This window comes from Flavitalea plasmicola, from assembly GCF_030546645.1.
GTDB lineage: Bacteria > Bacteroidota > Bacteroidia > Chitinophagales > Chitinophagaceae > Puia.
Window position 1 is genome coordinate 418,361 of the sequence record NZ_JAUOTO010000005.1, and the last position, 21,319, is coordinate 439,679.

Annotated in this window: 9 protein-coding genes; 7 read left to right on the forward strand and 2 right to left on the reverse strand. The window is 51.6% G+C overall.

The window, feature by feature from the left end:
* Positions 1 to 29 precede the first annotated feature (29 nt).
* The 7 genes from Q4E93_RS20120 to Q4E93_RS20150 all read left to right on the forward strand — a co-directional run bounded on the left by Q4E93_RS20120 (position 30) and on the right by Q4E93_RS20150 (position 16,945).
* On the forward strand, positions 30 to 3,428 hold the full coding sequence (locus Q4E93_RS20120; RefSeq protein WP_303588298.1) for a TonB-dependent receptor: 3,399 nt from the start codon (positions 30 to 32) through the stop codon (positions 3,426 to 3,428).
* 11 nt (positions 3,429 to 3,439) lie between these two features.
* A complete protein-coding gene (locus Q4E93_RS20125) occupies positions 3,440 to 5,245 on the forward strand; it encodes a RagB/SusD family nutrient uptake outer membrane protein (protein WP_303588299.1) in 1,806 nt (601 codons plus the stop codon).
* Between the two features lie 48 nt (positions 5,246 to 5,293).
* Positions 5,294 to 6,598, forward strand: coding sequence for an IPT/TIG domain-containing protein (locus Q4E93_RS20130; protein ID WP_303588301.1), 1,305 nt, complete (start codon positions 5,294 to 5,296; stop codon positions 6,596 to 6,598).
* Between the two features lie 20 nt (positions 6,599 to 6,618).
* Complete coding sequence (locus Q4E93_RS20135; protein WP_303588302.1) at positions 6,619 to 7,767, forward strand: glycoside hydrolase family 76 protein; 1,149 nt, start codon at positions 6,619 to 6,621, stop codon at positions 7,765 to 7,767.
* Positions 7,768 to 8,031: 264 nt separating this feature from the next.
* A complete protein-coding gene (locus tag Q4E93_RS20140) occupies positions 8,032 to 11,958 on the forward strand; it encodes an RHS repeat domain-containing protein (protein WP_303588304.1) in 3,927 nt (1,308 codons plus the stop codon).
* A 19-nt stretch (positions 11,959 to 11,977) separates the two neighbouring features.
* The gene (locus Q4E93_RS20145; RefSeq protein ID WP_303588306.1) at positions 11,978 to 16,255 is read left to right on the forward strand and encodes a DUF6443 domain-containing protein; all 4,278 of its coding nucleotides are present in this window, start codon (positions 11,978 to 11,980) and stop codon (positions 16,253 to 16,255) included.
* 9 nt (positions 16,256 to 16,264) lie between these two features.
* Positions 16,265 to 16,945, forward strand: coding sequence for a hypothetical protein (locus Q4E93_RS20150; RefSeq protein ID WP_303588307.1), 681 nt, complete (start codon positions 16,265 to 16,267; stop codon positions 16,943 to 16,945).
* 85 nt (positions 16,946 to 17,030) lie between these two features.
* On the opposite strand, the gene Q4E93_RS20155 is transcribed toward Q4E93_RS20150, so the two are convergent.
* On the reverse strand, positions 17,031 to 19,838 hold the full coding sequence (locus Q4E93_RS20155) for a glycoside hydrolase family 2 protein (RefSeq protein ID WP_303588308.1): 2,808 nt from the start codon (positions 19,836 to 19,838) through the stop codon (positions 17,031 to 17,033).
* A complete protein-coding gene (locus Q4E93_RS20160) occupies positions 19,835 to 21,226 on the reverse strand; it encodes a UDP-N-acetylmuramoyl-tripeptide--D-alanyl-D-alanine ligase (RefSeq protein WP_303588310.1) in 1,392 nt (463 codons plus the stop codon). Before Q4E93_RS20160 ends, Q4E93_RS20155 begins: the two co-directional genes overlap by 4 nt.
* Positions 21,227 to 21,319: the final 93 nt, after the last annotated feature.

Genomic DNA, 21,319 nt, shown 5'->3' on the forward strand with positions numbered 1-21,319 from the left:
TTGAAAACCAAACTAAAAGCTTAAAAAGTATGCAAACAAGGCTTGCCATGAAGAACGTTAGCAGGTGGAGAAAGATCACTTACCTGCTGTTCTTCCTACTAACGACGACCTCCCTATTTTTCCCGGCGTATGCCGGTGACGGTCAGATCCTGAAAGGTGTCACTGTCACGGCAACCATCAAGGACGGCACCCTCGAGACGGCCATCCGGGAGATCCACAAGATCACCAAGGTCTCCTTCGCTTATGACAAACAGCTGCTGAGCTCCTACAAGATCGCAGGCTGTGTATTTTCCAAAGAACCGCTGGACAACGTGCTGCAAAAATTATTGCAGAATAAATCATTGGGGTATGAGGAGGTGAACAATGTCATCGTCATCCGGAAGAAGGCGCAGCCCCGGGCGGTGCACACCGGCGCTGCCATTGCCAGGAAGGACACGGTGATCTCGGGTGTGGTGATCGACGAGAACAACAAGCCCATGGGCGGTGTGAGCGTGGGCGTCAGCGGTACTCCTACCATGACGTCGACGGATGGCAATGGGCGGTATAAGATCGTGGTGGACAGCGATTCTTCCGTGCTGGTGTTCAGCTATATCGGTTATGCCTCACAGGAAGTGCCTGTGGGCAATCAAAGCATTGTCAATGTACGGCTGAAGCCCGGCCAGGGTAAGGACCTGGAAGAAGTGGCGGTGGTTGCATTCGGCAAACAGCGTAAGATCAGCCTGGTGGGTGCGCAGTCGAGCCTGAACGTCTCGGAGCTGAAGCAGCCAACGGCGGACCTGTCGTCCATGCTGGCAGGCCGCATTTCCGGCGTCATCGGCGTACAGCGTTCCGGCGAACCGGGCAAGAGCGCTGCCGACGTATGGATCAGGGGCATTGCTACTTTTGGCAACGGCAACAGCACCACCCCGCTGATCCTGGTGGATGGCGTGGAGCGCGACTTCAACAACATCGATCCTGAGGATGTGGAGTCTTTCACGATCCTGAAGGATGCATCCGGGACGGCGGTATATGGCGTACGGGGCGCGAATGGCGTAGTCCTGGTGAAAACCAAAGGCGGTAAAATAGGCAAGCCGCAGGTGTTTGTAGATTACAATGAAGGCGTCAACACCTTTACGAAGATACCGAAGATGATGGATGGCATAAGCTATATGTACCTGGCCAATGAAGCAAAGACCACGCGCGGCCAGAACCCCATTTATTCGCAGGAGTATATCGATAAGACAGCATCGGGACTGGATCCGATGGTCTATCCGAATGTGGACTGGCTGGACGCGGTGCTCAACAAGACGGGACATCTTCGCCGGGCCAACGTCAATGTCAGCGGCGGCGTACAAAATGCGCAGTACTATGTCTCTCTCTCCTATTATAATGAGAGCAGTTTTATGAAGACGGGCGACCTGGAAAAGTACAACTCCTCCCTGAAATACAACCGGTATAACTTCACCACCAATCTTAACCTCAAGCTGACCAAAAGCACGAAGCTGGATGTCAACCTGAAGGGATATTTTTCCAACCTGAATGGCCCTGCATTGGGTACGCAGGCTATTTTTCAGAGCGCCATGGATGCCGCGCCCGTGATCTACCCCGTCATGTATCCGGGGGGCTTAGTGCCGGGGATCTCCCCCAATGGCGGCTTCAGGAATCCTTATGCGGACCTGACGACCCGCGGCTTCTCGTCGAACAATACGAACGAGATCAATTCTAATATCCGTCTGACACAGGACCTGTCCGAACTTACGCCCGGCCTGAATATCACGGCCATGGCGGCTTTCGATAGCCACAACGAGCAGAATATCAACAGGGGCAAGCGGGAGAACACCTGGTTCGTCAATATGAAGTACCCCTATTTGCCGGATGGCACGCTGAACCTGGGCACCACGCCCTCCTATACTTCTCCCAACCCTACCCTGGACTATAACAGGAGCAACAGCGGCAGCCGCCTGTTCTACACGGAAGGGGCCGTCAACTATGATCGCGGTTTTCAACGGCACCATGTGACAGGGCTGGCCTTGTTCTATGCCAGCAGCAGGGAAGATGCGTTCGGGGATTATCTCACCAGTATTCCCGAACGGTATGTAGGTCTGGCGGGCCGGGTGATGTATTCTTACGACGACCGTTACTTTGCCGAATTCAACCTGGGCTACAACGGGTCCGAGCTGTTCAGCCCTCAAAAAAGATATGGCACTTTCCCGGCCGGCGGCATTGGCTGGGTGATCTCGAACGAGAACTTTTTTGCCGGATTGAAAAGGTCCATCAACTTCCTGAAGGTCCGCTATTCCAATGGTATGGTGGGTTTGGGCAGCGTGAACAACAGCGACCTCCGCTTCCTCTACATCGATAAGATGAACAGCAACGCGCCGGGTTATTCTTTCGGCAATTTCACCGGCGTCACGGGCATCGGCGTCGACCGCTACGCGTCCAATGTCAGCTGGGCCACTTCCAACAAACAGGACATCGGACTGGAAGTTAAAACGCTGGATAATCAGCTGTCCATCATCGTGGACGTCTTTAAGGAGCACCGGAAAGGCATCTTCCTCCAACGTGCTTCCAGTGTTGCTTTTATGGGCCTCAGCTCCCAACCATACGGTAACCTGGGTGTCGTGGACAACAAAGGCATCGATGCCACGGTGGAATACAACACCAAGATCGGAAGGGTAAGCTTTGGGGTAAGAGGCAACATCACGTATAACAAGGACAACCTGGTGAAGAACGACATGCCTCCGCAGGACTATCCCTGGATGAACCAGACGGGGCACAACATCCTGGCACGGTATGGATATATCGCTGATGGGCTCTTTGTGGATCAGAAGGATATTGACGATCATCCTGTCCCTGGGGGTGAAAAGTCGGATATCAGGCCGGGTGATATCAGGTATAAGGACCTGAATGGGGATAATAAGATAGATAATAAGGACGTAGCCGCCATTGGGCGCGGTGATGTGCCTTCGATGGTATATGGTTTTGGTTTCAATGCCGGGTACAGAGGCTTCAACCTCACCGTTTTCTTCCAGGGCGTCGCCCATGCCGACCGGTACATCGGCGGCGATGGGATCGCACCGTTCACGGCCGAGCTGAGCAATGTATTTGCCATCGCCCAGGACCGCTGGACGCCCGAGCATCCCAATCAGCATGCATTCTACCCCCGCCTGGCCTATGGCAATGCTTTCAATTTCAACAATTACCAGACGAGCTCCTGGTGGGTGAAGGACATCGGCTTCCTCCGACTCAAGACGGCGCAGCTGTCTTACAATCTGCCTACTTCCTTCCTGAACAGGATGGGGGTGAAGAATGCGGCCGTTTATTGCCAGGGTATCAACCTGGTGACGTTCAGCAAGTTCAAGCTGTGGGACCCTGAGCTGAATACGAATAACGGGAACACTTACCCCAATGTGAGAACGATAACGGCTGGTATTAATCTCAAGTTCTAATCTTAAAAAAAATGCAAAAGATATTCTATACGATGCTGGCCCTTGCTATAGTGACCTTTCCGTCCTGTAAAAAATACCTCAGCCAGGTGCCTGATGAAAATTTAACGCTGGATGCGACCTTTGCCAACTGGCAGACGGCCAACCAGTTCCTCTCGGCTGTTTATACGCGCGTACCCGATGAATACGGACAGCGCGATGCAGGAGGAGATCATAACGCAGGACTCTGGACCTGTGCCTCCGACGAAGCAGAGCTGACCTGGCAGGACAGAAGGGCGAACAATATCAACAATGGCAGCTGGGATGCTTCTACCGATATTGTCAACAGTTATTGGTCCAATTATTACAAGGGGATCCGGGATGCCAGCGTATTCATTCAAAAGGCGGATGCCATCAAAGGGATATCGACGGAGCAGATCACCCAGCACAAGGCGGAAGCGCGTGCGTTGAGGGCCATTTATTATTTCTATCTCATGCGGATCTATGGTCCCGTGGTGTTGCTGGGGGAAACCCCGGTGGCAGTGGCTGCTGACTTACAGGTGCCCCGCAGCTCTTATGACGAGTGCACGCAGTATGTGGCCGATGAGCTGCAGAAAGCCGCAGCCGACCTGCCCGTGCAATATGCCGACATCAACCAGGATGGAGGGCGCATTACGAAAGGTGTGGCTATGGCCATCCGGGCACAGGCGCTGATGTATGCTGCCAGTCCCCTGTTCAATGGCAATACCGATTATGCATCGTTGAAAAATAAGGATGGCAAGCAGTTGATCAGCCAGACGTATGATGCGGGCAAATGGGCGACTGCCGCAGGCGCCTACCGTGATTTTATCGCCCAGTTCGTACCCTCGGTCTACGACCTCAACGTGGAAAGGCCCAATGGAGTGATCGACGCTTACATGTCCTGCAAGGACGCCATCATAAAAGACTGGAACAAAGAAGCCATTTTTGTCCGGGTGGCCAATTCCATCGGGCCCTGGCAATATGCCCTGACGCCTTTCCATGATGGTGCGCCGGGCGGAAATGATTCAAGGGGAGGTACTGCCATCGACCCCACGCAGAACATGGTGGACGCCTTCTTCACGGCCAACGGCAGGAGCATCGACGATCCCCTGTCGGGCTATCAAAACTCCGGCTATTCGGTGTTCCAGGCTCCCCTGGACGACCAGGCGCGGTCGATCTATAATCCCTGGGTCAATCGCGAGCCGCGTTTCTATGTCAACATCACTTATAGCAGCAGCCTCTGGCTGAACACCCAGAACGGTAAGATCTATACCGACTTCACCAATCATGGCAATTCAGGCCATTCAAAAACGGCCAATGACTATTCCAGGACGGGCTATGTCGCCCGTAAGGCCATGGGTTTTGGCAAATGGGATTTTAACAACCGGACCTTGCCCCTGCTGCGCCTGGCGGAGGTCTATCTGAATTATGCCGAGTGTCTCAATGAGTCGGATCCGTCGAACCCGGATATCTTAAAGTATCTCAATCTTATCCGTGAAAGGGCTGGAATACCCTTATATGGCTCCGCGGACATCGACGCGCCTGCATCGCAGGCTGACATGCGGACGGCGCTGCGGAAGGAACGCCGGGTGGAGCTGGCGTTCGAGAACAACCGCTTCTTCGACGTCCGCCGCTGGAAGATCGCGGAGCAGACGGATAGTGGTCCGATGTATGGCCTCAGCATCGATGCTGATCTGCCCGATTTCACCAAAGTGGTGGTATTCGAGAACCGTGTGTTCAGCAAGCAGCACTACCTGTTCCCGCTGCCATCCAACGATGTGAACAATGACAAGCAGCTGGTGCAGAACACGGGCTGGTGAGGTGTGATGGAAGACGGTAATAAGTCAAATTAAAAAACGGATAAAATTATGCTTACGTATATTAAAAATTCTTTCGTACTGCTTGCGCTGATCGTTGGCGCGGGGTTCATCAGCTGTAAGAAAAGCGACGGCTTTGCTCACAATCCTTCCCAGCCTATGGTGGTGAATAGTTTTGCGCCGGCTGCCGGTCCGCTGGGCACCGAGATCCTTATTAAAGGCAGTAATTTCACCACGGACACATCGAAGATCAAGGTCTCCATCAATGGCGTTCGCCTGCTGGTGGTAAGGGTGAAGGGCGATGAGATCATGGCGGTGATCACGACCAAGACGGGTTCTGGTCCAATCCAGGTCGATATTGACAAGGGGACGGTGGCCAGTGCGGATCCCTTCAACTACCAGTTCTCTTATTCGGTGTCCACGCTGGCGGGTTCGGGCCAGGCCGGGTACAGTGATGGAAAGGGTACGGGCGCCAGCTTTAACTTCAATGGGGTACGCGGTCAGCTGTGTGTAGATAAGGACCTGAATGTGTATGTGGCGGATGGCGGCAATCAACGGGTGAGAAAGGTCGCTGCTGACGGGACGGTCTCGACCATCGCGGGCAGCGGCATCAATGGGTATGCGGACGGTGCCGCGGCGGCGGCCCAGTTCAACAACCCTTGTGGTACGGCCGTGGACAAGGATGGCAATGTATATGTCTCCGAAAGGAATGGCAGGAATATACGGAAGATCACGCCGGATGGGGTCGTCTCTACGTATGCGCATGGCAGCGGCAATGGCGGCAATGAGCTGACCTCGGTGGTGATCAACCCTACCACGGGTGAGATCTACTGGTCCGACTTTTATGGTGACGGGATCTACTATCTTCATAATGGCAATGTGGAAAAGATCATCAATCATTCGCTGCCTTGCACCCTCACCATCGACGGACAAGGGAATATTTACGCTACCCATTATGATGACCAGCAGGTGTGGAAGTATACCTATGATGCGGCAAGCGCCACTTTCGATGGCGGGGTAGCCATCGCAGGCACTTCACATGTCGGCGGGATGGATGATGGGATAGGCCTGGCCGCTACTTTTGCCCGTCCCTGGGGGATTGCCATCGACAGTAAGGGTAATTTGTATGTCAGTGGCCAGGGCGGCGGCGATAAGAGCAATAATGTGCGGCTGATCACGGCGGGCACATGGGCGGTGACGACCATTGCCGGGGTAGGCGATAACACGGGTTTTATCGATGGACTCGGCTACGACGCCCGGTTTAACAGGCCCACGGGAATTGCGGTCGATAAGAACAATGATCTGTATGTACTGGATATGGATAACAACCGGATCCGGAAAATAACGGTGCAGTAAACTGTTGGAATATGAAGCATATGTCTTTAAGAGTACCCGTCTTTACCTTTTTGCTGGTGACCTTCGTCGTCTCCTGCGGAAAGAGCAATAACAATGTGCCTCCCATCGTGGATACGGCGGGAAACAAGGAAGTGTCGTTCACGTCGAACGATGCTACTTCGGCCTATAATAATTTCAATAAGTACCTCTACAACACGAACGCGAAATTGTATTATCGCGCTTCGGACAAGAGCGGTATTGCCGCCATCTGGACGCAGGCGATCTATTTCGACATGGCGATGAATGCGTACAAGCGGACGAATGACCCCCAGTATAAGCAATTGATCGAGGACCTTTACCAGGGCAACTATGCCCAGTATGCGGGATACAACTGGCGGAACGATGTCAGCTGGTTTATCTGGGACGATATGATGTGGTGGATCATTGCCCTGTCCCGTGCCTATGAAGTGACGGGGGACCAGAAATACCTGGACCATGCGAAGGCGGGCTTTGACTTCGTCTGGAACGGGGATGCATCCATTAATCGTATTGGCTCCTATGATGCGGCCACCGGGGGGATGGAATGGGCGTGGAAGCAGCGGGGAAAGACGGCCTGTATCAACTATCCTACGGTGATTGGCGCGATGACCTTATACAATATTACCAAGGATGAGGCCTATGCCACGAAGGCTATCGGCGTATATAACTGGGCCCGTACGAATTTATTCAACGCGACGACGGGTGCGGTGGCTGACAATAAGGTGGATAATAACCCCGCCGACTGGACGGTGCATACGTATAACCAGGCCAGCTGCATCGGTGCGGCAGTGATGTTGTATAAGAAGACCGGTGATGCCAAGTACCTGAATGATGCGGTGCTGGCGGCGGACTTTACGAAGAACAAGATGTCGGATGCGGATGGGATCCTGCCATTTGAAGGCGGAGAGGAGCAGGGCGTGTACAATGCGATCCTGGCGCAGTATATGATACGGCTGATCGAGGATGGTGGTAAGACTGATTATCTCGCCTGGTTGCGGAAGAACATCAATTATGCGTATGCGAAGCGGAGCTCTTCCACGGGGCTGATGGGGAAGGATTATAAGACGACGCCGCCGGCAGGTGTGGCTGTTTCGGCTTATGATGCCTGTTCGATCCCGGCGTTGATGCAGGTGGTGCCTCCGGAGAAATAATCTTATTTTGGTATCCTGATGATTAGTGGACCCGGTTGGTTTTATCCGACCGGGTTTTTTTGTGTTGCTAAAATGTTTTTTCGCCCCCCCCCTCTTTTTTTCTACACGCTGATGTGCGAAATCGACACGCTTTTTCCCGATTTCGACACGCTGGTGAAATGGTGTGGTAAAAATAGCGGCGCGTATTCGTTAGCAGAAATAATTTTCTTTATTTCGTTATAACAATCCTTCCCTATCCTTTCTCAAATCCTAAACTGACTTTTAATGAAACGATCCTGGACCTTGGTCCTATTAGTATTGTATTGCCTATCCAATACGACTCTCTCTGCGCAATCGGTGATCGGCCAACCGCAATTTGACTACTCCCCCAAGCCTCCAACGGTGGCAGCCCTGCAGAAGGCAATAGATATCCCTGTCAACAACTATTCAGGGAGCGCCAATATTACCATCCCGTTGCATGATGCCCGTTCGAAGAGCATTGATATTCCTATCGAACTCGGCTATGAAACCTCCGGGATCAAGGCAGAGCAGGATGCGACGGTAGCCGGGCTTGGTTGGGTATTGAAGGCCGGTGGTATGGTTAGCCGCAGTGTCCGTGGAAATCCCGATGAAGGCCTTGCTCTTAAGGTTTCCAGGGACACGATACTGGGGGTTCCGCGGTGGGCTTCAATAAAGGATTCCCTGGCGAATGCAAAGAATATAAAAGGAGGATACTATGTAGATGGAGGGAACAATTTGTTCATTGTCGACTATTCCAACGCAGTTAAGGACCATAATCAATGGGTGACGACGCATACGATACATGATCCTGTTCCTCAGACATCATCCGACTGGATGTTCTATGGGTTAAATGATGACGCGCCCGACATGTTCTATTTTAATTTCGGGACTTACTCGGGGAAGTTCTTTTTTGGAAGAGGGCGGGTGCCTATCCTGGTACCTTATAACAGGGATATCAAGATCGTACCGACGTTCGTTTCTTACGTAGACGCAGGAAAGCTCACCAATAATTATTTTTCAGGCTGGACGATTACTACCCCGGATGGTATAATATATTATTTCGGTGGCAGCAATGCTGCTTCCGGATGGGACAATTCTATGGCTTTCGACGGATCCCATGTCCGTCCCAATAGCTGGGCGCTTACGAAGATCGTTAATACCTCGACAAGGGACAGTGTCATGTTGGATTATTATACTGTTTCAAGTCAATTTAACCAAAATACCAGGTTTCAACGGTCTTTCAAACAGCAGGACTTTAACAACTGCATTGTCTCCGGGGGGCAGGTTAATCCGAATGGTCTATGCGAACCGCGGCTATCCAGTATCAGGACCCGCACCGAACAGGTGAATTTTTACTATGCAGGCGGCAAGATGGACTCCATGGTGGTGAGGGATATCAATACACAGTCGGCTTATAAGAAAGCCTTGTTGGGTTTTGGAAGGTTTAAGTCCGGGCGTGTCAAACTGCAGGAGGTATTATTAATGGATTATCAGCATGCACAGGTGCTGCCTTATACCTTTAAATATTACGACACTGCCTTTAAGAAGGTAAGGATCATGATTCCTGCCCCAGGCGATTCCATCAGTTTTAGTCCGTATGCACAGGATTTTTGGGGGTATTATAATGACGCGCTGATCAATGAGGCCAACAAATCGCTGCTGCTCTCGCCGTCGTCTACCTGCACGTACGGTACCAATCGTCAGCCTGCGTGGCCCCAGATGCAACGGGATATCCTTACAGAGGTGACCTTTCCCACGGGTGGGCGTACCGTGTTCACATACGAGCCTCACACAGCGTCATTTGGCAGGATGACCAATGGACAACTGGCTGATGTCGAATCCTTTTATTGTGAAACGCACCACAATTTCACGCTGGATAATATTATCGGCGGCCTTCGGGTAAAACGGATCGACCAGATAGACCCGTTGAAGAACGACACCCTTACCATGATCTATGATTACAGCAGCAAGGTGTTCGGTCCTGCCCGTTCATCGGGTTACCTGCATATTGCGCCATCACTGATGGTGGACGTTACCAGCGGATATGACTGTAATGGCAATATGACCAATGCTCCAAAATATCTATTGGCTGCATCCAATATGAACACCGGCTGCGGTGACGGGCTGCATGTTACTTACCGAAATGTGATGGTGACCCAGGACCATAATGGCGTGCGCAACGGGCGTACGGAATACGAGTACTATGACGATACGAATACAGACTCTTCCTTTCTTTTTAACATATGTGATAATGTCAATAATTCCTGTTCGGTGGTGGACCTTAACGTACTGTTACCCTGGCAGGAAAAAAGACCATATGAGAACCTGTTGGCGGGGAATGTTAAAAGCAGCAGCATATATAATAATGCCAATGTGCTGCTGAAACAAGAGAGGGACAGCTTTTTCTCTATAAAATACCCGGGTCTAAACAGGGTCACGGAATTAAGCATGGAGATAAAGACGGATTTTTGTGACGATGTCGGACTACCAGCTCCGGGGCAGACCGGCCGGGACTGGGTGCTCGTTCCACCGGCTAATTCCTACATGTTCATCCATACTTTCGCCATCGGTAAAATGTCGGTCCTCCCCTTGTCAAAGATCGTTGACAGCTATGATACGACGGGAACCAAGCTGTCTGACACTACGCGATTTTTCTATGAAAGTCCCTATCATATCAACCAGACCGCTGTAAAGAGCACTGCCAGCAATAAGGATAGCCTGATCATACAGACTATATACTCCTTTGACTTGCAGAATGTCAATGGGACCGACTCTATTGGTATGCAAATGAAGAATGCGTTTCTCAATGTTCCGGTTGCGAATTTCTCAAAACACAACGATAAGGTCGTCGGTGGAGGGTATGTTCGTTTCTCCAGGACATCCGCACTGGATACAACTATCCTTAAACGGGAAGAATACAGGCTCGTTACAGCTACCAGCGTCAATCCAGGGGATATCAACCTGACATCCACCTATCCGAAAACATTATCCTTTCCCGTTGCCCAGTTCCAGCAGGTGTCAGCGATAGGATACGATGGGGATAACAATGTCAGCCAGGTTGTCCGGATAGGGCAGGACACTTCTGCTTATATCTGGGGATATAACAGCACGGCGTTGGTTGCGTTGACTACCAATGCAGCGTCTGCCGGGGTAGCCTATACTGGGTTCGAATCTTCCGGCAACGGGGGCTGGTCCGTTCCTTCCGGCAGCAGGGTAAGCCAGGGAATTACCGGAAGAAAATCATATGCATTAGCGAGCGGGAGCATTAGCATTGTCCTTGCTCAGAACGGCAGGCAAAGAGTGGTGTCCTACTGGTCGCTGGGTGGATCTGCGCAGGTGAACGGGGCTACTGCCGCGGGGATCATGACGAGGCGTGGGTGGACCTATTATGAGCATATACTGGCCGCAACGGTGACCAACATTACCATAAGTGGTGGTGTCACGATCGACGAGCTGAGGCTGTATCCGTCTGGTAGCCTGATGAACACTTATTCATATGACCCGCTGCTGGGCACAACAGACCTGACTACCCCTGACGGGCGTACCACTTATTACGAGTATGATTCGTTGCAAAGGCTTCGTGCCGTGAAAGACGAGAATGGAAACATACGCAAGTTTGTCGATTATCGGTATGCAGGTTTCAATACGACGGCACCTGTCTGGCGTCCTTTGAGCTGGCGGCTCAAACCTTGTCCAGGCAATACGGCTTATACATCTGATACCGCTCAGCTCCTTTATACAGACCTCAACAGCAGGAGTCTCACTTTCAATAGTTCCATCTGGCAGGATACGGGCCGTTGTACCAGCTGCGCGAATCTGGTCGCATGGGTCAATACCGCTACGGCCCCACGCTGCCGGCTTGACGCTAATGGACAGAGTGTCGGATGGCAGGAGCAGGAACAGGTGGATGCCAATCCCTGCAGTCCCACCTATAATACCAAACAGTGGGTGACGGTCGGGACTTATAACACGGTGTGTCCTGTTTGCCAGGGGGCGGATGTTAAACTTTTGAGGGGTGTTTGCGAGACAGGAAAGCGTATCAATACTTCTTCGGCGGCCCAGACAGTTAATGGGGTGATCAAATACAAATGTACCTATCACCTGGAATGGAGCGATTGCAGCAAGAGTGCGGACAGGTTTGAATTCAACGCCTCCCCCTGCACAATCAATTTAGGCTGTGACGCTAACTAAACATAAAATATTACGTAAAATGAGTTCCCGCCTGTTAATAAAGCGATTTGGGCTGTTGGTCTTCACCTGTATGCGGTATGCTTTGCATGCACAGGTCATGCCGCCGGCTCCCTATACAAATAACCTGCTGACGAATTATACGAGGGAATGGAATCCAAGGATGCCTGTGCAGGATCCAGGAGGAATTATCGGTTCACCGGCGTCTGCGGTGGCGGTCACCACCAGGTATTGCGACGGTCTTGGACGCGTGATACAGACGGTGGATTGGCAGAACAGCCCGAAGGGAAGGGACAGGGTGACGCCGGTGGTATACGATATGTTCGGGCGGGAGCAGTATAAGTACCTGCCATTCGTGTCGAATAACAGCTATTATTCCGGGGATAATCCTTCTGACGGGAATTTTAAAACAGACCCTTTCCAGCAGCAGGCGGCTTTTGAGGCAGGGCAATATCCAGGTGAAGCCTATTTCTATGGGAGGACGGATTACGAGGCGTCACCTTTGAACAGGGTTCAGGCAAGCTATGCAGCCGGCAATAGCTGGGTGGGAGCTGGCAGGGGAATATCACATCAGTATCTGCTGAACGGTCTTTCCGACAGCGTCCGGGTCTGGAGGATCACTGCTACGCCCGGGGTCCTGCCTGCTACTGCGGCCGCTTTTGACGTTGGTCAACTGTATAAAAATGTAACGGTCGACGAAGCCGGTCATAAGCTGGTGGAATATAAAGATAAGCAAGGGCGGCTTGTCCTGAAGAAGGCTCAGCTTTCCACTACGGCGGGAGCAGGCTATACGGGCTGGCTCAGTACCTATTATGTTTATGATGATCTGGATAATCTCCGTTTTATCATTCCGCCCAAAGCCGTGGAGTGGCTGATCGCCAACAACTGGAATTTTGCAGCCGCAGGAGGAACGGGCGTTGCCTACGAGCTTTGTTTCCGATATGAATACGATATGCGCAATCGCATGATCACTAAAAAGGATCCGGGGGCGGCAGAGACCCGTATGGTCTATGATGTCCGTGACAGGCTGGTGATGACACAGGACTCGGTGCTGCGCGGTCAAAAAAAATGGCAGGTGTTCTGTTACGACGCGCTCAACCGGAAAGACACCGTGGCCTTGATGACGGATGTGAGCCATTACAATGACCTTGCCTGGCACATGGCGCAGGCTATGACCCAACCTTTCTATCCTGCCACCAGCGGCTATCCCACCGAGGTGGTGACGCAATTCTATTTCGATTCCTATGACTGGGTGGCTCCCTGGTCGCCCTTGCTCACGGCTACGATCGATACGACCTACAAGAATAACACAACCTACTTCTTCACGAATTATAATACCGCACCTTACTATGCCGTGCCTATGGTGCAATGCCCGATGGTGAGGGGAATGCCTACAGGCTATCGTACCAAGATCATCGACACTAGCCAATTCTTATTTTTTGTCCCTTATTATGACGACCATGGGCAGATGATCGGTACGAAAAGCACCAATTACACCAATGGGCTGGACCAGGAGTGGACGCAATTCAACTTTTCGGGCGTGCCATTACGAAAGCTGTTATTCCATAAGAAGAACAGCGCCCATTCCGAGGGTCACCTTATTGCCACCAAAAATTTTTATGACACTACGGGCCGGCTGTTGAGTATCCGTAAGATCATGGACGGCCCCGAGGCGCGTATAGATACCATGATGTATGACGAACTGGGGCAGCTGCGGGCCAAATATTTTGCCAACAACCTGGACAGCCTGGTATACGACTATAATATCCGTGGGTGGGTGACGGGGATCAACAGAAAATACCTGACGGGTGCGGTGGATAACTATTTTGGCATGGAGCTGGGTTATGATAATTCGTCATCGGGTATCACTACCTACGGGTCCCCTCAGTACAATGGCAATATTGCCGGGATGGTGTGGAAGAGTGCGGGTGACGGCGTAAGGCGTAAATACGATTTCTCCTATGACAATGCCGACCGGCTGACCGGCGCGGATTTTACACAATACAATGGCAGTACTTTTGCGCCTTCAACTGCTATCGATTTTACGATGCCGAAGATCTCCTATGACGCGAATGGGAATATTCTCTCGATGACCCGGCAGGGAACGAAGATCGGCGGAGCGTCGGCTATCGACCGTTTGAGCTATGGCTACTTCCCGAACAGCAACCGCCTGAAGTATGTGTACGACACTGCTAACGACGCCAATTCAATGCTCGCGGACTTCCATTACAACCCGGCAGGGAAGGATACGGCGAATACGCCGGACTATGTCTACGATGCCAATGGCAGACTGACGGGTGACAATAATAAGGGCATCAGCAACATTCAATACAATTTCCTCAACCTCCCGCAAAAGATCAGCATGGTCAGGCCGGACGGAAGCTCCAGGGGCAATATTGTTTACAAATACGATGCGCAGGGCATTAAATGGGCAAAGATCGTCACGGATAGTACGGTGAACCCTGTCCGGACGACCACGACTATGTACCTGAAAGAATTTCAATACCGGAACGATACTATTCAATTCGTATCCCATGAGGAAGGGAGAACGCGGTATTTCTGGCAGCACTATCTGAATGGGGACAGCAGTTTCAGGATGCGGTTCGACTATTTCGAGAAGGACCACCTGGGCAATACCCGGGTAATACTAACGGACCAGCGGGATACAGCACAGTATGTGGCCACGATGGAGGCTGCCTACCGGACGAAGGAAAACAAGCTCTTTTACAATATACCGGCCACTTCCTATGCCAGAAGCGCGGCCAGCGGCTACCCGGCCGATCTGGCCATGACCAATCCGAACGATAGCGTGATCAGGCTTGGTAACAATGGGCAGAAGACCGGACCGGCCATTATCTTAAAGGTGATGAGTGGCGATAAGGTGACCATCGGAACAAATTATTATTTCAATGCTTCGGGTACTGCAGGCAGCCAGCAACTAAACGCGCAGGACCTGATCAATTCATTGGCCAACGGCATCCTGTCGCTGACGGGTGGATCGCACGGTTCCTTCTCCGATCTTACGGGAGCAACAACGCCATTGACAGGCGCACTGACCAGCTTTATAAACGGCAACAATATCACGGGCGGCGGTAAGCCCAATGCTTACCTCAACTATATGCTGTTGGACAACCAACTGGCCTATGTCAGCACGGCTGGCCAGAGCGGTGCTTTGCAGGTGGCGACGGCGGGCACCAATGCAGGGTCGCTGCAATCGCCGCTGGGAACTACCATTAACGTGAAAACCAGCGGATATCTTTATATTTATGTCAGCAATGCCAGTCCGACCTGGGATGTCTTTTTTGATAACCTAAGTGTCATGCATTATGCGGGGCCGTTGGCGGAAGAGAACCATTACTATCCTTTCGGATTGACGATGGCGGCGATTAGTGATAAGGCGCTGAAGGGGGGGTATGGTCAAAATAAATACCGATATAACCGTAAGGAATTACAGAGCCAGGAATTTAGTGACGGCAGTGGATTGGAAGATTATGATTATGGGACCAGGTTCTATGATCCTACTATTGCGAGGTGGGCGACTATCGATCCATTGGCGGATAAATATCCTAACTGGACGCCTTACGCTTATTGTAAAGATAATCCCATTAGCTTTTTCGATTTTGAAGGTGCGGATCCGACACCTGCGCAATATCAAAGCTTCTTTATAAATTATGCTGTTGATCTATATCAACAGGCAAAAAGCAAGGGAGCTTCTACCATAGGGGCGCTTACTTTGGTATCACAAATTGCTTTGGAATCCGGATTTGCAACAAATCCCGGCGCCCTTATACATAATAATCCATATAGTTTAAAGCCAAATGGTAAAATGGCGGATTTCAAAGATTACAGCAGCGCTACGACGGCTTTTTTTGCCAATTTGGAGAAAAACTGGCCTACAGCAATGTCTGCTCTGTCCCAGCCTAGTCTTTCCATTGATAATCTTGACAAAGCCTATCACACAGGAAAGTATGAGAAGTTGGGCAAGGCTTACATGGTGAGAGATAGAGTAAACAATTATGATTATGCGGACAAAATATTAGGCACCAATAGAAGCCTTTCCCAACGGTTTATCAAAGCTCTTGATATGGAAATAGCCAGCTATGATAGAAGTATCTCAGCGAATAACAAGACGATGTCAGAAGATTTCTCACAGATTGTAAATTTGCTGGCTAGTGGAGATAATGACGGCGCAGCAAAATACGTTCAGGATTTTAATAATAAGGCAAAGGAAAACACGGAGTTTCAAAACAAAAGTGGCATATTGGGAGGAATAGGAAAAGAACTTAGACAATTATATTAAATGAGTAAGATGAAATTGATTATTTGTGCGATATTATGCTGTTATTGTTTGACCGCTTGCGTTCATGATGCGGATACTAAACAAACTTCCCCATCAAAATCTAAAGCGCATGAAAGCAGATCTATTAATTCTGATTTGCCTATAAATATATATACAGCAGGGGAAGATAGATATATTTTATTGGATACGACAAAAATTAAGATACCTATTGATGTTAATATCACTGCAGGCAATATCTACGATGGGATATATGAGTTTAAATCCGACTCTTTGAAAAGGCATAAATTGTTAGTAACTCCCAAGTTCGCTTTCTTAACGGTCTCCGAGGATTTAGGGTTTGGGCCCAGAGCGTATTTATATGCCTTTGATCTTGCAAATAAGTCTCTTATCAAAGACACTGAGCTTAAACATAGCTATCTATACAGTTCATCCGGCACTTTTGTAATTGAACCCGACAGCGGTATGATATTCTCAGTAGATAGGGAAGCGTGGTACGATTTGAAGGAAAAAGAGATTATTCCAGCATCATTATATGTTGCGAAGGGGGGGGACTTCAAATATATTAAAAGTGTTTATCAATATGGAAATGAAGTTCCTGGTGATACGTCTCTGCTATCGTTTTTTAAAAACTCAGTGACTGGCAGCAGCAGCGTTTTTACATTACCCGACAACTGGTGGAAAACTAAATGAAACAATTTTTGCCCTCCACTGAGTCTGGACCTCATTTCGGAATGAGAAAGCAATAGATGACATTAATAAAGGCTTGATCCTCTGCTCACCTGAAATCAAAATACAAAGCCCCGGTAAGCGGCGCGTAATTCATCTGTATATTCTTTTGGCTCTGCGGTCCCATTAATGCCGCCGCCTGGAATTTTGTGCCTATGGGGGAGATAGCATGCATGAAACCGATGTTGCCCTCGGGAAAGGGCGGACTGGTGTTGTCATTTTTTGCACCGTGGGGTTTTTCCGGATGCAGCATTTCCAGGAAGATGTCCTGGCGATCTGTGTACACGGTGAAATTGGACGCTTTATTCTGCAGCCGTACCCAATACATTTCCGCATGCCATCCTTTGAATTCGGGGTACACCCAGCTTTCACCCGTTATGGTATTGTTATAGGGTTTCTCCCAGACGCTCAGCCGCTGACCCTTAAGCCTGTTCTTCCAGACACGGTAGGGGCCGCGGCCCAGCCACTTCATGCCCGTGATCTGCTCTTCGGGGAAATGGAAGGTGATGCCCATGAAGTCGGCGGCTTCTTTTTGTGAATAGCTGTATTCCAGCCTGGGGAGCACGCCGCTTTGGAAGATCCATTTTACATAGAATCTCGCATCACCATAGGAGGGCTCGACGATGTACGTGTCATTTTGCCGATGGTGCTTCAAGCGCGACAGCTGCAGGGGGGCGCCGGCCAGGGCGGGGCCTCCGCTGAAGGGGATGTCTTTCCTGCCGTTGAAAACATTTTGCAGGAAGCCGGTGGCCGTATCGAACCGATAGGCGATGCCATCGCATTTGATGGTCAGGGTGCCGGCAGTGCTGTCCACGGTGATGGCGGGAGTGTTCGCGGGGGTGGCAGTAGGGGCTGCAGTGGTGGGGGCAGGGGCCGCGTCGATGGAGGTTTTTTTCGCAATGCTTGTCGCCTCTTTGGCAATCGCTTCCGGCTGGCGCAGGGCCCAGCTCCAGGTGAAAATAGTATCTCCTTTCGGAGCGTAGGCGGTGAGATATAAAGCATCGGCATTTGTACGGGCGGGGTAGTCGATGTTCAGCCAGCCTTTGCCCCCTGGCGCGATGGAAGGAGAGGGGCTGATGCCTTTTTGAAGCGTGGTTTCCTGCGTACCTGTTTGCCCTGCCTTGGGAAACGACACCAATCGCCATTCGAACCTGCATTGACGGAGGTTGGTGTACAGGAACCTGTTCTCTATCGCCAGCCGGCCATCGAAGGGGTGCGGCAGGGATCGGGCGCCGATGTAAACAGGCGACCATATTTCCTTGATGGTGTAATAGCTGGCTTCCTTTTCGCGGTGCGGGCCCACGATGCCATCCGGCGCCTGGTTGCCTGCCACATCGATGCTGTCGCCTTTATCCCTTCTGACGGCGCCCTCGTCATGGAAGGACCATAGGAAGCCGCCGGCGAACCCGCGCATCTTCATCATCTCATTCCAGAAATCATCCAGCCCAGCGCCGTGGCCGCCATCGAATAAGCCGTGCATGAACTCGGTGGGATAGAAAACATCCCGGCCATACAGGACGGCATTGGTGATATAATTAAAATCGGGATAGTGTTTTGCGTCGGTGCCGTTGAATTTTTCCCAGGGATGCATGACAAAGCGGCGCTGAGGGTCGTACAAACTAAAGTCGCTGTCCAGCGCACGGTTCCATCCGCCTTCGTTGCCATTGTCCCAGATGATGATGGAGGGATGATTGACGTCCCGCAGGACCATTTCCTTTACCAGCTTTCTGCCTATTGCCGTGTCATAAGATTTTTGCCAACCTGTGAGCTCATCCAGCAGGAACAGGCCGAGACTGTCGCAGAGATCGAGAAATTCCCTGTCCGGCGGATAGTGGGACATGCGGACGGCATTCATGTTCATGTCTTTTATCAGGCCGATGTCCAGCAGGTGCACGGCGCGGCTGAGGGTCCTTCCCGTTTCCGGCCATTGGCTATGCCGGCATACCCCTTTCATGATGATCTTTACCCCATTCACGTAGAAGCCATCCTGCTCCCTGAACGCTACCGTGCGAAAGCCAAACCGCTGGCGAATGGTATGGATCGTTTTACCGTTTTGGTTAATGGAGATGACGGCCTGGTAGAGCTTCGGCGTTTCTGGGTTCCAGGGATGGATGCCTTTGTAGGTTCCTGTCAGGTAGCTGCTGTCTGCAGCCTGTCCGGTGATGTTCTTTCCAACAGGCCTGCCATCGAGGTCCTGCAGCTGTATGTCGATCGTTTGGTTCTTGTTCGTGTTCTTCGCGAATACCTGTATGCCGAATACGCCATTGGCCTTTGCATCGATGGCCACTCTTTCGATGAAGACCTCCGGGACAATCTCCAGGAACACCGGGCGGAAAATGCCTCCGAAGAGCCAGAAATCGGCTTGTCTTTCAGCGCGATTGATAGAATTATCCGCCGACTTCTTGTGGACGGTGACTTCCAGCAGATGATCGTTACCCGGCTTCAGCAGGGAGGTGATGTCATAGCGGAACTGGTAAAAGCCCCCCTGGTGGATGGGGCCCGCCGCGTTGCCGTCTATCTTCACTTCGGTGTCCGTCATGGAGCCGTCGAAGACGATGAAAACTTTTTTGCCGCGCCAGCGCGGATCGGTTTTGAAAGGGTGCTTGTACCAGCCCTGCTCGTCGGGGTTGTCTTTGTCCTGGAAATAGTTGAAGGTGCCGAAACCCTGTTCTTCCCAGCAGGAAGGTACGGCGATGGTCGACCATTTACCGCTGTTCATTCCGCTGCTGCATTGGAAGTTCCATGATACGGTGTGGTCCTTGTCCGTACCGGAAAGGTATTGGATGATGGTCTGCTGAGCAGTCAGGGAAAGGTGGGCGAAAAGGAACAGGATAATGATCGAAAGAACTTTCTTCATTGGTTAATTACCTCCTCCATCTTTGTGCTGCGTGATCCTTTGATGAGGATGTAGGCGTCTTTCGGGTTGGTGGTCTTCATCCACGCTGCCGCCTGCTGGCTGTTGTCGAATCTTTTGTACGGATGCTGCAGCTTTTGGAAGTCGCCGCCCACGAGGATGACCTCCTTCCAGGGATACTGCCCGATGAGATCGACGATGTTTTTATGTTCGTTGAGGCTTTCTTCCCCCAGCTCGGCCATGGCGCCCAGGATGAGGATCTTGTTATTGGTGGGTTCCGGGCTGGCGGAGATGCCCGCCGGGACCAGCTTTGCGAAATTTTCGATGGCCGCCCGCATGCTGGAAGGATTGGCGTTGTAGGCGTCGAGGATGATATGGTTACTGTCTTTCTGGATCAGCTGGCTGCGGCTGTTGGAAGGCGTGTAGGATTCGATGGCCGCTTTGATGGCTTCATCGGCTACGTTGAAATGTTTGCCAACGGCCACGGCTACCAGGACATTGGGGAGGTTGTAGTCGCCGACCAGCTGGGTATGGATGGTGGGGCCTCCCGTTAGTGCTACGTGGAGGAAGGAGCTGTCTGTGGTTCCGGGTTTGACGGTGCCTGTCACGTCCGCATCGTGGGTGCCATACCTGATGATATGGGGGATACCCTGGCTCATGGTGCGGAGATAGTCGTAGTCCCACATGACGAAGGCGGTGCCGCCGGTGGACGTACCGGACGGGCCGGTGGCTGTAGACGTCGTAGGGCCTGTCAATGCAGGGACCTGGTCGCTGCGCAAAAAATCATAGAGCTCGCCCTTGCCTTTCTTCACGCCCTCGGGTCCGCCGAAGCCTTCCAGGTGGGCCTTGCCGGCATTCGTGATGATGCCATGCGTGGGCAGGGTATATTTACAATAGCCTTCAATTTCTTTCTGGTGATTGGCGCCCATCTCGATGACGGCGAACTGCGCATCTTTTTTGACCGAGAGGATGGTGAGCGGGATGCCGATGTGGTTGTTCAGGTTGCCCTGGGTGGTATAGGTGGTGTAGGTGGAGGCGAGGACCGTGTAGACCAGCTCCTTGGTCGTGGTCTTGCCATTGCTGCCCGTGATGGCGATGAAAGGGATATTGAATTGCTTTCTATGGTGGAGGGCCAGTTGCTGGAGGGTGGTCAATACGTCTTCCACCAGGATCAGCCGGTGCGAATGATCAGGAGGTAGGTTGGCGTCAGTAGGTGCTTCGTCGATGATGGCGTAGGCGGCGCCTTGTTCCAGGGCCTTGCTGGCGAAAGTATTGCCGTTGAAGCTGGGGCCTTTCAGGGCGAAGAAGAGGTCGCCTTGCCGGAGTTTGCGGGTATCGGTCTGCACGGAGGGGTGCTGGAGGTAGCGTTCGTAAAGTTGCGCGATAGTCATGGGACAAACGTAGTTCAAAATGGGGAATTGGCAAAGGGACTGAACCAGGCGCTTCAATTGGCGGAGGATTTCATATTTTCATCGTGTAATACC